This is a genomic window from Bradyrhizobium sp. LTSPM299, from assembly GCF_000938235.1.
In the GTDB taxonomy this organism is placed as follows: domain Bacteria; phylum Pseudomonadota; class Alphaproteobacteria; order Rhizobiales; family Xanthobacteraceae; genus Bradyrhizobium.
The window spans coordinates 1-13,518 of sequence record NZ_JYMU01000095.1 but is presented as its reverse complement, the minus strand read 5'-3'; the positions used below and the strand labels follow the sequence as shown (position 1 = coordinate 13,518).

Annotated in this window: 14 protein-coding genes and 1 pseudogene; 11 read left to right on the top strand and 4 right to left on the bottom strand. The window is 60.8% G+C overall.

What is annotated here, in order from left to right:
• Window positions 1–57 precede the first annotated feature (57 nt).
• The 4 genes from UP10_RS40405 (at window position 58) to UP10_RS40390 (ending at window position 3,477) form a co-directional block, all read left to right on the top strand.
• Window positions 58–765, top strand: coding sequence for an alpha/beta hydrolase (locus UP10_RS40405; RefSeq protein WP_044592725.1), 708 nt, complete (start codon window positions 58–60; stop codon window positions 763–765).
• 246 nt (window positions 766–1,011) lie between these two features.
• Complete coding sequence (locus UP10_RS40400) at window positions 1,012–1,509, top strand: carboxymuconolactone decarboxylase family protein (RefSeq protein ID WP_245322195.1); 498 nt, start codon at window positions 1,012–1,014, stop codon at window positions 1,507–1,509.
• 184 nt (window positions 1,510–1,693) lie between these two features.
• A complete protein-coding gene (locus tag UP10_RS40395; RefSeq protein WP_349644007.1) occupies window positions 1,694–2,305 on the top strand; it encodes an alpha/beta fold hydrolase in 612 nt (203 codons plus the stop codon).
• A 65-nt stretch (window positions 2,306–2,370) separates the two neighbouring features.
• On the top strand, window positions 2,371–3,477 hold the full coding sequence (locus tag UP10_RS40390; RefSeq protein WP_044592723.1) for an alkene reductase: 1,107 nt from the start codon (window positions 2,371–2,373) through the stop codon (window positions 3,475–3,477).
• A 57-nt stretch (window positions 3,478–3,534) separates the two neighbouring features.
• Here UP10_RS40390 and UP10_RS40385 read toward each other — a convergent pair whose 3' ends face one another.
• Window positions 3,535–3,798 carry a CoA transferase gene (locus UP10_RS40385; protein WP_283807722.1) on the bottom strand — a complete coding sequence of 88 codons (264 nt, stop codon included), beginning with the start codon at window positions 3,796–3,798 and terminating at the stop codon, window positions 3,535–3,537.
• Window positions 3,799–4,014: 216 nt separating this feature from the next.
• Entirely contained in the window at window positions 4,015–4,914 is a 900-nt protein-coding gene (locus UP10_RS40380) for a helix-turn-helix domain-containing protein (RefSeq protein WP_044592721.1), read from the bottom strand.
• 281 nt (window positions 4,915–5,195) lie between these two features.
• Between UP10_RS40380 and UP10_RS40375 the strand changes: the two genes are divergently transcribed.
• From UP10_RS40375 to UP10_RS46845, 5 genes and pseudogenes are all read left to right on the top strand, one after another.
• A complete protein-coding gene (locus UP10_RS40375) occupies window positions 5,196–7,322 on the top strand; it encodes a molybdopterin-containing oxidoreductase family protein (protein ID WP_044592737.1) in 2,127 nt (708 codons plus the stop codon).
• Window positions 7,323–7,344: 22 nt separating this feature from the next.
• Complete coding sequence (locus UP10_RS40370; RefSeq protein ID WP_044592720.1) at window positions 7,345–7,650, top strand: ferredoxin family protein; 306 nt, start codon at window positions 7,345–7,347, stop codon at window positions 7,648–7,650.
• Entirely contained in the window at window positions 7,647–9,014 is a 1,368-nt protein-coding gene (locus UP10_RS40365; RefSeq protein ID WP_044592719.1) for an FAD-dependent oxidoreductase, read from the top strand. The genes UP10_RS40370 and UP10_RS40365 overlap by 4 nt, the downstream gene beginning before the upstream one ends.
• Before the next feature lie 23 nt (window positions 9,015–9,037).
• A complete protein-coding gene (gene moaA, locus UP10_RS40360; RefSeq protein WP_044592718.1) occupies window positions 9,038–10,036 on the top strand; it encodes a GTP 3',8-cyclase MoaA in 999 nt (332 codons plus the stop codon).
• A gap of 137 nt (window positions 10,037–10,173) precedes the next feature.
• Window positions 10,174–10,299: pseudogene (locus tag UP10_RS46845) on the top strand (IS110 family RNA-guided transposase); the annotation flags it as partial.
• Between the two features lie 31 nt (window positions 10,300–10,330).
• Here the strand turns inward: UP10_RS46845 and UP10_RS40355 are convergent.
• Window positions 10,331–10,939, bottom strand: a complete 609-nt coding sequence (locus UP10_RS40355) for a hypothetical protein (RefSeq protein WP_063840138.1) — start codon at window positions 10,937–10,939, stop codon at window positions 10,331–10,333.
• Between the two features lie 241 nt (window positions 10,940–11,180).
• Window positions 11,181–12,086 carry a LysR family transcriptional regulator gene (locus tag UP10_RS40350; protein WP_044591719.1) on the bottom strand — a complete coding sequence of 302 codons (906 nt, stop codon included), beginning with the start codon at window positions 12,084–12,086 and terminating at the stop codon, window positions 11,181–11,183.
• Window positions 12,087–12,205: 119 nt separating this feature from the next.
• Here UP10_RS40350 and UP10_RS40345 point away from each other — a divergent pair, with 119 nt between their 5' ends.
• Together UP10_RS40345 and UP10_RS40340 are read left to right on the top strand one after the other, a co-directional pair.
• On the top strand, window positions 12,206–12,628 hold the full coding sequence (locus UP10_RS40345) for a DoxX family protein (RefSeq protein WP_044591720.1): 423 nt from the start codon (window positions 12,206–12,208) through the stop codon (window positions 12,626–12,628).
• A gap of 45 nt (window positions 12,629–12,673) precedes the next feature.
• Window positions 12,674–13,518, top strand: an 845-nt coding sequence (locus tag UP10_RS40340; protein ID WP_044592314.1) for an NmrA family NAD(P)-binding protein, incomplete at its 3' end; no start/stop codon positions are given.

Here is a 13,518-nt window from a genome sequence, read left to right as displayed (position 1 = left end):
CGTCGAAATCCCGATAGCGGCAGCAATTCAAAAGTTTCATCCAACGAGGAGATAGTTATGTCGGAAAAGCCAACGATTGTTCTAGTCCATGGTTTCTGGGGTGGTGCGGCTCATTGGGCCAAGGTCATCCCGATACTGGTGCGGAAGGGCTACGACGTCCATGCCGTCGAGAATCCCTTGACGTCGCTCTCGGACGATGCCGAGCGCACCCGCAAAATGATCGCCGCTCAGAAGGGTCCGGTACTCCTGGTAGGGCATTCCTATGGCGGCGCCGTGATCACTGAGGCGGGTAACCACGAGAATGTGGTCGGCCTTGTGTATATCGCCGCTTTTGCGCCAGACGCGGGCGAAAGTGCGGGGAGCGTCGCGTCGCGTCAACCGTCGGTCGCCGGCGCCAATCTCTTTGCCGATGACGATCAGTACCTCTGGATCAAGCAGGACAAATTCCACGAAAGCTTCTGTCAGGACCTTACTCCTGAAGAAGGCCTCGTCATGGGCGTAACCCAGAAGGCGCCGCTCCTTGGCACGTTCGCGAACAACGTGACAGTTCCGGCGTGGAAATCAAAACCGTCCTGGTACCAGATTTCAAGCGAAGATCGAATGCTTCCTGCGGACATCCAAAAGTGGATGTCGGCGCGAATGAACCCGAAGAAAATCATTACGCTCAATTCAAGCCACGCATCGCTTGCTTCGAAGCCAAACGAAGTGGCTGCGCTGATCGACGAGGCTGCCATCGCGACGTCCAAGGCGCGGCTCGTCGCCTAGGAAGTCGAATCCAAACACGCAAGCAGTCACCGAAAAGGATCCCGCGCGGCCAAACCAGCGGCCGCGCGAGGTCAGGCGCCCAGAGAATTTCAGTGCAGGAATCCCATCGAGGAATTTATTGTCATGCGCTTGCTGCCAATCCATCCATCCAAATTCAGCCCCGATCAAAAGGAGCTTTACGACGACATGCGCGCGGGCATCGCGACCGGTTTCAATTCGTTCAGGACGTCGCTTGACGATGGCTCGATGATCGGCCCCTGGAACGCCTCGCTGCATCATCCTGCGATCGGAAAAGCCTTCTGGGAACTGACCAAGGCCATAAGCTCATTCGGAATGGTTTCCGCACACGTCAAGGAGGTCGTCATCCTCGTCGTAGGCGGCTTTCACAAGGCAAGCTATGAGATCTACGCCCATGTCACGGTCGCCGAACATATGGGCATGCTGCCGGCTCGGATATCCGCACTGCTCGCGAATGTAAAGCCGAACGATCTCTCGGGCGAGGAAGCGATAGCATTTGACCTCGCCTTTGGCCTCTGCCGCGGCGGGCCGTTGCCGGAAGTGACTTGGCGCCTCGCTGTCCAGACCTTCGGCGAAGTTGGGGCGGCTCAGCTCGTTTATCTGGTCGGCCTCTATGCCTTTGTTTCGACGGCGCTCAATGGATTTGACGTGCCGTCGCCAGATCAAGTGTCAGCGCGTACCCCGCCGCCCCCTGAATTGGAGCGTGGTTTGTCCCGCTTCCAATGACCCAACCCCCTAAACCCCTCAGAAGGACTGTCATCATGAAAATGCTTATCAGAATGCTTCTCGCCGCCACCTCACTGACAACGGCTGTTGGCTTAACCTCAAGCGAGGCCGCGCCTGCCGGCACGATCAAGAATGTTGTGCTGGTGCGTTTGCAGACGGCTCAGGTTGGAAGGCGGTCGCCGAAATCCTTCGCAAGCGCGGATTCAGCGTCAGTATCGTGCAGCCACCCGAGACATCACTGGAAGAAGACGTCGCCGCCACCAACCGCGTCCTCGACGGGCTTGATGGTCAGGCCGTGCTGGTCGGCCACAGCTATGGCGGCATGATCATCAGTGAGGCCGGCAACAATCCGCATGTAGAGAGTCTCGTCTATGTCGCGGCCCTGGCGCCCGATGTCGGTGAGAGCGCGGGCCAGTTGCTTTCGAGCAAGCCGGCGGCGACCAATTTCATCGTGCCTTCGAAGGACGGGTTCCTGACGATCCTGCCGGCGCATTTCCAGGACGCCTTCGCCGCCGATCTTCCCAAGGCCGAAGCCGAGTTTATGGCGGTATCGCAAGTTGCGACATCGGGCAAGGCCCTATCCGCCGGAGCGATTTCTCCAGCATGGAAGAACAAGCCGAGCTTTGCAGTGGTGGCGAAGAACGACCGTTCGATCAATCCGGATCTCGAACGCTCGATGTATGCGCGGGCCCATTCGAAGACGACGGAAATTGTGGCCAGCCACGCGGTCTACATCTCGCAGCCTGACGCTGTAGCCAAGGTCATCGAGCAGGCCGCGGCCGCCGCTACTCAGTGAGCTTTGTCTAACCCTGTGGGTCGGCAGCACGCCGACCCACGCAAATCGCGGATCGGAGTTGTGCCATGTCCAAGCTATATTCAGGCGTCCAGATCGGTGCCGTACATCTCGATCACCGCATCGTTCAGGCACCGTTGACCCGACTTCGCTCCGAGCAGCCTGGCGACGTACCCAGTCCCATGATGGTCGAATACTACGGTCAGCGCGCACATAAGGGCGCGCTCCAGATCGCCGAAGCAACCACCGTTTCGGTGCAAGGGCGTGGCTATCTGGGGGCGCCCGGCATCTATAACGATGCACAAGTCGCTGGTTGGCGTAGGGTCACGGACTTGGTGCACTCGAAAGGTGGCGTCATCTTTCTCCAGCTTTGGCACGTCGGCCGGCAGAGTCACGTCTCGATGACCGGCGGCGTTGCGCCGCTGGCGCCATCGGCGGTCCCAGTAGAGGACCTCGTTTTCACGGAGCAAGGCTGGATCAAGTCATCTCCAAGCCGCGCGCTGGAAATCTTCGAAATCAAGGAAATTGTCGAGCAATTCCGCCAGGGTGCAATCCATGCAAAACAGGCCGGTTTCGACGGTGTAGAGATCCACGCCGCCAACGGGTACCTGATCGATCAATTCCTTCAAGACGGATCGAACCACCGGGACGATGTCTACGGTGGATCGATCGAAAACAGAGCCCGCCTGCTGCTCGAGGTGACGGAGGCTGCTGCTACTGTCTGGGGCGGCGATCGTGTCGGAGTCCGCCTCGGGCCAAGCGGTACTTTCGGCTCGATGTCGGACAGCAATCCGGACGCGTTGTTCGGCTATGCGGCGGAGCAGTTGAACCGCTTTGGTCTTGCTTACCTTCATTTGATCGAACCTCGCATCGTCGGCTCGGAACTTCGGGCCGACGGTCTGCTGCCGGTTGCCGCGCATCAGCTCCGCCGGGTCTTCAAAGGACCGATTATCGTGGCCGGCGGTTTTGATCGCGATAGCGCGGAAGAGATCGTCGACCAAGGCGACGCCGATCTCGTCGCCTTCGGCCGGCACTTTGCGTCCAACCCTGACCTTGTCGAACGGCTTCGGCGCGGTCTGCCACTCAGCCCGTATGACCGAAGCGCGTTCTATGGTGGCGATAAGAGGGGATACACCGATTATGCCCGCTACATCGACACAGCGCTGGTCGCTTAGCCATGGACAGCTTCATATATCTGAGCGCGTTTGTTCGCGCATTGGAGGCCCGCAACTTCACCGAAGCAGGCCAGCAGTTGAGCATGCGTTCGCAACCAGGCCGCGGACAACTTCAAGATCCTGCTTTGATTTGAGGTCGAAGACCGCACTCCGTTTATTGCGGTTCACCGAAAGGAAAATCGCTCCTTGGCCGTTGACGAACGGCGGCCCCAGCGCTCGCCCAAGGTCACCGCTTGGCGCTTCGATCTTCAAGACATCGGCGCCCCGGTCGGCCAACATCATGGTGCAGATCGGTCCCGCGACGATTTGCGTGAAATCGATCGATTATCCCGACGGCGCGAGTCCAACCTGCCGAGACGCCCTCGATCTTCACCGAAAAGCAAGATCTGTGGCTCGACCGGCATGCATTGAATTTTCCGGCTAGTCATTAGTCTTTTGGTAAGGGCTTCTTGACCGGCGAGCGTGTGGAACGGCGGATTAACGGCAGTGCTTGCGGCGGACGTCGCCGGTTCTAAATCGAAAGCAAGCTTATTCGGATCAGTCGCGCAGCTTCTGCGCCCGGTACGCGCTTGGCGTCGTTCCCACCGCCTTGCGGAAAGCGCGGTTGAAGTTCGCCTGCGACGAAAATCCGGTGGCGTAGGCGATGTCGACCAGCAGCCGATCGCTCGCCAGCAGCAGCCGTTTCGCGAGATCGAGGCGCTGGCGACTGACGTATTCATGCGGCGCCGTTCCGGTGGCCGCTTTGAAGCTGCGCGAGAAGTGCGCCGGGCTCATGCACGCCACCGACGCCAGTTCATTGACGGTGAAGGCGCGCTCGACAGAGGCGTTGATGAATTCCGTCACGCGCGTCAGGCGTTTCAAATCAAGCGGCTTGTCGGCGCTGCTGAATCGTTTCAGACGAACGGCCGTCGCCGAATAGGTGTGCACCAGATGAGCCGACAAGGCGTTTCCGAGACTCTCGATCAGCAGCCGGCCGGTGGAGGTCTCGGCTTCCATTTCCCTCAGAATCTGGTCCGCGACGTACTCGATGAATGGATCTCGATCGATAGCGGCGTACCGGATCGATATTCCCGAGGGGTCGATATCGAGATCGTTCAGCATCGTTTCGTCGAAAGGTTTGCCCGGCAGGAAGATGTGAAGGCATTCCTGCATCGGATTTTCGATATTGATGAAGTCCTCGCTGATCCCGGCCGGGCAAAGCCACACGGTGCCTTTCTTGCTCACGGTCCGTTGGTGCATGCCTGCGCCTCGCCGATCCACGAGCGAGTGACCGCGCAGCTGGATGGCGATTTCCGTGTCTCGCGGCAGCTGCGGCGGCAGCTCTCCTGCCTCGTGGCTCCATATCTCCGCGAGAAGGTGCGACCATCGCCGGTCGTTTGAAGTCCGAAGCATTCTGCCGGTAACATATTTATCGACAGAGTTGCCAAGCGTACCCATCGTGAATCTCCATCGAGGAAGCGCGACGTGGTGGCAACGGTATTGTCTGACCTAAGTCTGACTTAGGCAACTAATATGCCAAAATGTGATGTGCGCGTCCATCGACCCCGGCGCGCTCGAAGTAGCCAGGGTGTGCAAGAAACGGGCAAACCCGACCGCTCGCGACTGTCCGGACTGCCAGGGCGTCCGCAGTTTAGGAAAAGAACCCCGCATATTCTGAGAAGCCAGCCGGTTCCCGTCGCTGCAGTCTCGACTCCATGGATCACGAAGCGGAGGAACCCATGGCCCGTATCACGGTAGTTGGCGCATGCCCACATGATTGCCCGGACACCTGCTCGATCCTGACCACCGTTGAGGACGGAAAGGCCATCGCGGTGCGGGGCAACCCCGATCATCCGTTCACCCGCGGACGTCTGTGCGTCAAGGTCAACAACTACGAGGAGCGGGTCTACAGCGACAAGCGCGTGCTCAATCCGTTGAGGCGGGTGGGCCCCAAGGGCTCCGGACAGTTTCAGCGGATCTCCTGGGACGAAGCCCTCGAGACGATTGCCACGCGGTGGAAGTCAATCATTGCCACGGACGGCGCGCAGGCGATCCTGCCCTACAGCTACCTCGGCACCCAGGGCATCATCAACGGCCTGAATGTCGGTGATCCGCTTTTCAACAAGCTCGGCGCCACCGTGTCGGAACGGACCTTTTGCGACTCGGGCTCGTGCACCGCCTACATGATGACGATCGGTCCTACGCCCGGGGTCGATCCCGAAAGTTTCGTGCACTCGAAATATATTCTGCTGTGGGCGTGCAACACGCTCGGCACCAACTCGCACCACTGGCCGTTCATCGAGCAGGCCAGGAAGGCTGGCGCCAGGCTGGTGGTGATCGATCCGGTGCGAACGCGCACCGCAAGGCTTGCCGACTGGCATATTCCGATCCGCCCGGGCACCGATGCGGCGCTGGCGCTGGCGATGATTCACGTCATCATCAAGGAGAACCTGGTCGACCGCGACTACGTCGACAGGCACACCGTCGGCTACGACGAACTGACGGAGCGGGCGTCGACCTACACCCCCGAGTTCGCCGCCCGGGAAACCGGCATTCCGGTCGAGGACATCGTCAAGCTGGCACGGGAATACGCCACCACGCCGCCGGCGGTGGTGCGCATCGGCGTCGCCGTGGAGCGCCATGCCGGTGGCGGTCAGACCGTGCGCGCAATCGCCTGTCTTCCGGGATTGATCGGCGCCTGGAAGCATGTGGGCGGCGGCTTGCTGCAACTGCCGATCTGGGCCTTCCCGGTGAAATGGGAGGTTCTGATGCGGCCCGACCTGCAGCCGGAAAAAATGCGGGTGCTGAATTCATGGCGGCTTGGCTCGGCGCTGAGCGGCGAACTCGGCTTCGACCCGCCGATCAAGGCCCTGTTCGTCTACAACGCCAACCCCATGGCCATGGTGACCGAGCAGGCCAAACTCGAACAGGGTCTCGAACGAGAGGACCTGTTCACGGTGGTCAGCGAACACTTCCTGACCGACACGGCCAGATACGCCGACATCGTATTGCCGGCAACCACCCAACTGGAACAGAAGGACATCATGTTCTCGTGGGGGCATCTCTATCTGTCCTACAACAATCCGGCCATCGAGCCGCTCGGCGAAGCGGTGTCGAACACCGAGCTGTTTCGTCGCCTGGCGAAAGCCATGGGCATCGAGGACCCGTCCTTCTACCGGACCGATGACGAGATGATCGAGGCGTCGCTGGACTGGACCAACCCGGTGCTGCAGGGAATTTCCCTGGAGGACGTCAAGGCCAAGGGCTATACGCGGCTCACCGTGCCGTCGGCCGACGATTGGGCGCCGCACCGCGAGGGTAATTTTCCGACGCCCACGGGCAAGTGCGAATTCAAGTCGACCATCACGGGCGGCGGCAACTTCGTCGTGCCGCTGTTCCGGCAGGGCTACAACGGCGACCAGGACGGCACGCCGGTGGATGCTTTGCCACACTACATCCCGCCGAACGAGAACCCACAGACGACGCCTGCACTCGCCAAGCGCTATCCGCTGAGCCTGATCACGCCCAAGAGCCACGCGTTCCTGAATTCGAACTACGGCAATCTGCCCGCGCAAACCGCCCAGGCAGGCGAGGAGCAGTCGGTGTTCCTTCACCCCGACGACGCCTTGCAGCGCGGCATCGTGGCCGGAGCGCCGATTCGGGTATTCAACGACCGCGGTGCGTTCGAGGCCTTCGCTAGCATTTCGCCTGATGTCATGCCAGGCGTGGTCATGGCGCCGGCGGGATACTGGCATCGGTCCAACCGCAAGGGAGCGACCGTTCACGCGCTCACGCCACCCGCTTACGCCGACCTTGGCCGGGCGCCGACCTTCTCGGACGTGCTTGTGCAGGTCGGCAAGCTCTGAACGACTTACCCGGGACAACGCGATGGCATATGTGGTCACCGACAACTGCCGCGGCTGCCGATATACGGAATGCGTCACCGTATGTCCGGTCGAGTGCTTTCATGTCGATGAGAAGATGACGTACATCGATCCGGAGAACTGCATCGACTGCGGCGGCTGTGTCCCGGTCTGCCCGGTCGGCGCCATCGAACCTGACTACCGTCTGGCCGCCGACAAGAAGTTCTGGATCGACGTCAACCGCAAGCGCGCGGCCGAAACACCTGTCCTCACCGCGCGCTTGCCGCCACTGCCCGGCGCCGATGCGCGTCGGCAAGAACTCGGACGATGACTAAGTCCGATCTTGACCGGACCGATGCGGACGGCTTTCGCGTCGCGGTGATCGGCAGTGGCCCAAGCGGCTTCTACGCGACAGAAGCGTTGCTTCGCTCGGGCACGCCGCTCGCCGTCGACATGTTCGAGCAGCTTCCGGTGCCTTACGGACTCGTTCGATTTGGAGTGGCTCCCGATCACCCAAAGCTCAAGCTGGTTACGACATCCTTCGACAGAATCGCGAAGGCGCCGGGGTTTCGTTTCATCGGTGGGGTTGCGGTCGGACGCGATGTGTCGATCGACGAGCTGCGCGACAGCTACGACGCGGTAGTTCTCGCCACCGGCGCCGATATCAGCCGATCGCTGGGTATCCCCGGCGAAGGCCTTCCCGGCAGCCATCACGCCGGCGATTTTGTCGCCTGGTACAACGGCCATCCCGATTACCGTGACTGCCATTTCGATCTCGGCTGCGGAGCCGCGACCGTGATCGGCCATGGCAATGTGGCGCTCGACGTGGCGCGCATTCTTGCCAAAACCGCCGACGAGCTGCGCCGGACAGACATCGCCGCGCATGCGCTCGAGGCTCTCGCGGAAAGCCGCATCCGCGAAATTCGCGTCGTCGGGCGCGGCCGGCCGCTACAGGCGAAGTTCAGCGCCAAGGAACTCCGCGATTTCCTCGAGCTCGAGACCTGCGACACGACCATCGACAGCCGGGACGTCGTGCCGGATGAGTTTACGCCGGACAATCCACAGGATCCGGAACTAACCGAAAAGCTGGCGCTGCTCCGCACATTTTCGCAGCAGGCTTTGACCAAGCCGCGGCGGTGCACATTCCGGTTCGGCCTGTCGCCCGTTGCCATCAGGGGACAAGGCCGGGTGGAGGCGATCGATTTCGCCCAACCATCAAGTGTGATCGAGAACATCGACTGCGGCCTGGTGTTTCGCAGCGTCGGCCGCCGCACCGCCCCGCTCGACGGTGTTCCCTATGACGACGTTCGGGGCGTGCACGCCAACATCGACGGGCGCGTTGCGATTGGCTCCTCTCTCGTCGCAGGTCTCTATGTCTGCGGATGGAGCAAGCGTGGCCCGAGCGGCACCATCGGCACCAACCGGGGCTGCGGCATGGCTACCGCCGAGGCCATCCTTGCAGATCTGCCGGCGCGGGCGGGGCAGCGTTCGGGAGATCCCGGCACGCTGCTGGCACGGCTCAACACGCGCGTTGCGCGCGTCCTGAGTTTTGCCGATTGGGCGGCCATCGACGCGGCTGAAAAGCGCCGCGGCGCGCCGTTCGGCAAGCCGCGGGAAAAATTCGTGTCGGTGCCGGACATGCTGGCGGCGGCGGATGCGTCATCGGCCTGGCGCGGCCCGTTGTCTGGAACGTAATACGGCGGGATGGGGAGATAGTGATGGCGGTTCCATTTGTTGATGGGTTTGGCAGGCGTGTGAAGTACCTCCGGCTCTCGGTAACCGATCGCTGCGATCTGCGGTGCCGATACTGCATGTCCGAGGCGATGACGTTTCTGCCAAGCAAGGAACTGCTCACGTTCGAAGAGCTCGACCGGGTCGCCCGGTGCTTCATCGCTTCCGGGGTAGAAAAGATCCGGGTTACCGGCGGCGAGCCGCTGGTACGGAAGGAAATTATGCAGCTGTTCCGCAGCCTTTCCCGGTATCTGGCCGACGGCAGGCTGCGGGAGCTTACGCTGACGACCAACGCCACCCAGCTGTCGCGCTATGCGGAGGAACTCGCCGTGCTCGGCGTGCGGCGGGTCAACGTGTCGCTGGACACGCTCGATCCGGACAAATTCACGATGATCACGCGCGGCGGGTTGCTGGCCCGCGTTCTCGAAGGGATCGCGGCGGCCCAGGCGGCGGGCCTGGCGGTCAAGCTCAACGCGGTGGCGCTGAAAGGCTTCACCGAAGACGGGATCGACGATCTGATCGGCTTTGCCCATGCCGGCGGGATGACGCTCACCTTGATCGAAACCATGCCGCTGGGCGAGATCGGCGCAGATCGCATCGATCAGTTCCTCCCGCTCTCCTCGCTGCGTCGCCAGATCGAGCAGCGCTGGACGTTGGTCGATCTGGCCGAGCGAACCGGCGGACCGGCGCGCTACGTCCGCCTGATCGAAACCGGCGGGAAGGTCGGTTTCATCACGCCCATGACTCACAATTTCTGCGAGGACTGCAACCGCGTGCGTGTGACGGCCTCCGGTGTGCTGCACCCGTGTCTTGGGCAAGCGAATGCGGTCAATCTCAAGCGGGTGTTGCGTGGCGATGGCGGCGATGCCGCCGTGATGCAGGCGATCGGGTTTGCGGTCCGCGGCAAGCCACACGGCCACGATTTCCAGATCGGGCCCGGCGGACGCCCGGCGTTGGCGCGGCATATGTCGGCGACCGGCGGCTAGATCAGGCAGCGTGCGGTTTCTGATAGTGGCCGCAGGGAAATCGGTTAACACGATGACGTAATTGCGGTCGACCCTCGGGAGGAAGGTACTCTCGCTATTGTCAAGCTCTCGCAATCAAACGATTCGGAGCCGCTATGATGAAGCAATACGTTGGGCTGGACGTCTCGCAGAGGGAAACGGCGATATGCGTAGTTGGCGAGATGGGACAAGTAATCTTCGAAGGAAAGGCCAAATCTGATCCGGGCGCGTTGACCAGCCGGCTGCTGGGGCCAACTCCACGGCCAGCTGTTCAGGTTACATTGGTGGCTTGATACCCTCAGCGCCGATCACGACCGCTGCGGCTTCAGGGCTGTCCTTTTTCATAACGACGAAGACCTTTCGCCCAATCGCAAGCTCGCCGGCCGATGGCGCCTTAACGAAGGCAACAACTTCCGTGCCGTCTGGGACTGTAATTGTTTGTTCTCCGTTTTTGTAGTTGAGCTTGAGCACACGGTCGGTCCCGACGTTATCGACCTTAGCGATATTTGCGTTCGTCATTGCGTTCGGTTTGGAATCGAGATCCCATGGATAATGACCCTCGGCCAGACCTCGCAAAGATTCATCGAAAACATGAACCTCGCGTGCGACACGTTTACCGTCTTGCTCGACGGACGTGACACCGACAAACCTACCGGTCTGTATGGCATTCATATCAGTTTTTGTTACCAGGAAGAGTCCCGCGTCGCCGGCGAGCTTGATCGACACTGTCTCTCCTTTGGCGTTTTGAACGCCGATCGTTCCGTCCTTGACGTCGGTCAAGGTGCCGCGGATATGCGCCTGCGCGAAGGCTGGCGCGGACACCAGCAAACCGGCAACAGCCGCTGCAGCCGCAATCGATACCCTCAGAGCCCGAGATATTGGCATTTGATCGGCCTCCCTCGTTACGCTCCGCATTGGTGCGGAGGCCGCGCATCCGACGCTCCGGGCCGCAGTTAGTCAATTGCCCCAGCGCGAAAGATCAGGATTGACTCTCAAACAACCAAATCGCCAATTTGCCCTTTTTCAGCCCGATCTCAACTAGGCGACGGATGGCGTCGCCGACCGCCGACGAACAGACACAACTTCAAATGTTGATTTCGAGGACCGGACGAAGATGTTCGTCTCGCTATTCCAGATACGGCGTCAGCACATTTTCGATCCATTTCATGAATGCGCGGACTCGGCGCGACAGATTGCTTCGATGTGCTACGACGAGGGACACGGCGAGCGCCCGGCGACGAAAATCGGGTATGATCTCCACAAGCGCTCCACTCTCCAGGTATCGGCCAATTCCCAAGAGTGGCGCCTGAATCAGGCCAAGGCCGGCGAGGGCAGCGGCTTCGTAGGTCTGCGCACTGTTAACGTGTAACGCACCTGGCAACTGAAGCGTGGCGTAGCCGTCGCCGTCCGGATATTCCCATCCATAAGGTCTTGCGCCCAGCATCGTCGAAAAATGAATTGTCCGATGCTCCTGACGCTGGAGATCTTCTAGCGATCGGGGGACGCCATAGCGCGCCAGATAGGCGGGACTGGCAGCGTTGACCATGCGTAACTTGCCCAGCGGGCGGGCGATGAGCGTCTCGTCCCTGATGGATCCAAGCCGCAATACACAGTCGAACCCCTCTTGAACCAGATCGACTTGCCGATCCGTACTCGACACCTCCAGCTCCAACTCTGGATGAGTTGCCATGAAATCCGGTAAGGCCGGCATGATCGTTGTCCGTGCCACCTCGGTCGGAAGATCGACGCGTAGACGCCCGCGAAGTGCCACGCGATCGCCTGCGAACATTGAGTGCAGGTCATCAACGTCAGCAAGCAGATCGCGGGCACGGGCATGAAATACCCGTCCGTCTTCCGTCAACTGCACGCTACGCGTCGTCCGGTGCAGAAGCCTGACACCGACATCTTCTTCCAGTTTCCGGATCGCCGTTGAGGCCCTTCCCTTCTGAATGCCCAGGCTATCGGCTGCGCGGCTGAAGCTCCCCATGTCCGCTACCGTTATGAAAATGAGGATGGGTTCGAGATTCTGCATTTTCCTGCCTCGGCATTGTTCACCGTAGAGAGAACAGTGAGTTCGCTCCCTCGTTGTTTGTCATACCTAGGAGACACAATAGGCTCCAAATAATGGGATTCCTCCTCGGAGAATGACAAGTGTCCGAAACTATCAACCTGCCTCAGGTGCCTGAAACTGTGACCGTGCATCGCGCCCTGTGGGCCGGCCGGATCATGAGCGCATTTGTCGTTATCGCTCTGGCGGCAGACGGCACCATTCAGCTTTTCGCGCCGGCACAGATCGCGAGCATGTTGCAGGAAACCGGGTTCGCGATGGACCTGACCCGTGTCGTGGGTCCGATCATCCTTGCCTGCGCCATCCTTTACGCCATCCCGGCCACCGCCGTGCTCGGCGCGATCCTTGTGACGGGCTTTTTGGGAGGTGCCATCTGCGCCCATGTCCGCATTGGTGAGTTGGGGGCGCCGCCGGAAATCATGTCCCTGCTTCTGGGCGCGATGACATGGGGCGGCCTCTACGCGCGCGATCCCCGAATCCGGGCCGTTCTGCCGCTCATCCATTGAACCAACCAGGGCAGTGTTCTGTCCCTCAAGATCAGGAGAAAACACATGTTTTTAGTCATGGGAATCACGGGAAAAGTGGGCGGCGCAACGGCAGAACATCTGTTGGCGCACGGCAAGGAAGTCCGCGCGCTCGTCCGCAATCGCGAGAAGGCTTCAAGCTGGGCGAACAAGGGCGTGGAACTGGTAAACGGTGATTGGAATGATTCGGCAGCCATCGAGCGGGCGCTCAAAGGCGTCGAAGGCGTGTTTGTCATGTTGCCGGCTGTCTGGGCCCCCTCGCCCGATTACAAAGAAGCCAAGGGCGTGATTGCGAACTATGTCGAGGCGCTCACCAAGGCAGCGCCGCCGCGGGTGGTAGCGCTTTCGTCGATGGGTGCGAACAGGACCAGCGGGCTCGGGATGATCACGGCGTTGTCGCTTCTGGAGCAAGGTTTGCGCGACCTGATATCGCCAATCGCATTTGTGCGCGCAGGTGGTTTCTTCGAAAACTTCCTCTACGGCTTGCAGGTCGCCCAGGGCGGAACGCTCCCGGTCTACTACAATCCGACAAACCGGAAATCGACCATGGTCGCGACGAACGACATCGGCGCGGAGGTCGCAACCCTTTTGACCGGTCCAGCGTGGTCAGGGCAGCGCGCCGTCGAGCTTGGTTCGATGGTCACCGCGGATGAAGTCGCGGAGCAATTGGGTGAAGTCCTGAATCTCGACGTCAAAGCCTTTGCAGTCCCGCGTGCAGGGTGGGCGAAAGCGTTCGAGCAATTCGGCATCCCGAAGGGCCACACCGGACCTGCCGAAGAAATGTTTGAGGCCGTGAATGCAGGATGGATGGACCTTGGAGTCGCGGGTACGGAGCACGTAGCCGGTACGACGTCCGCACGCGATGTATTCGA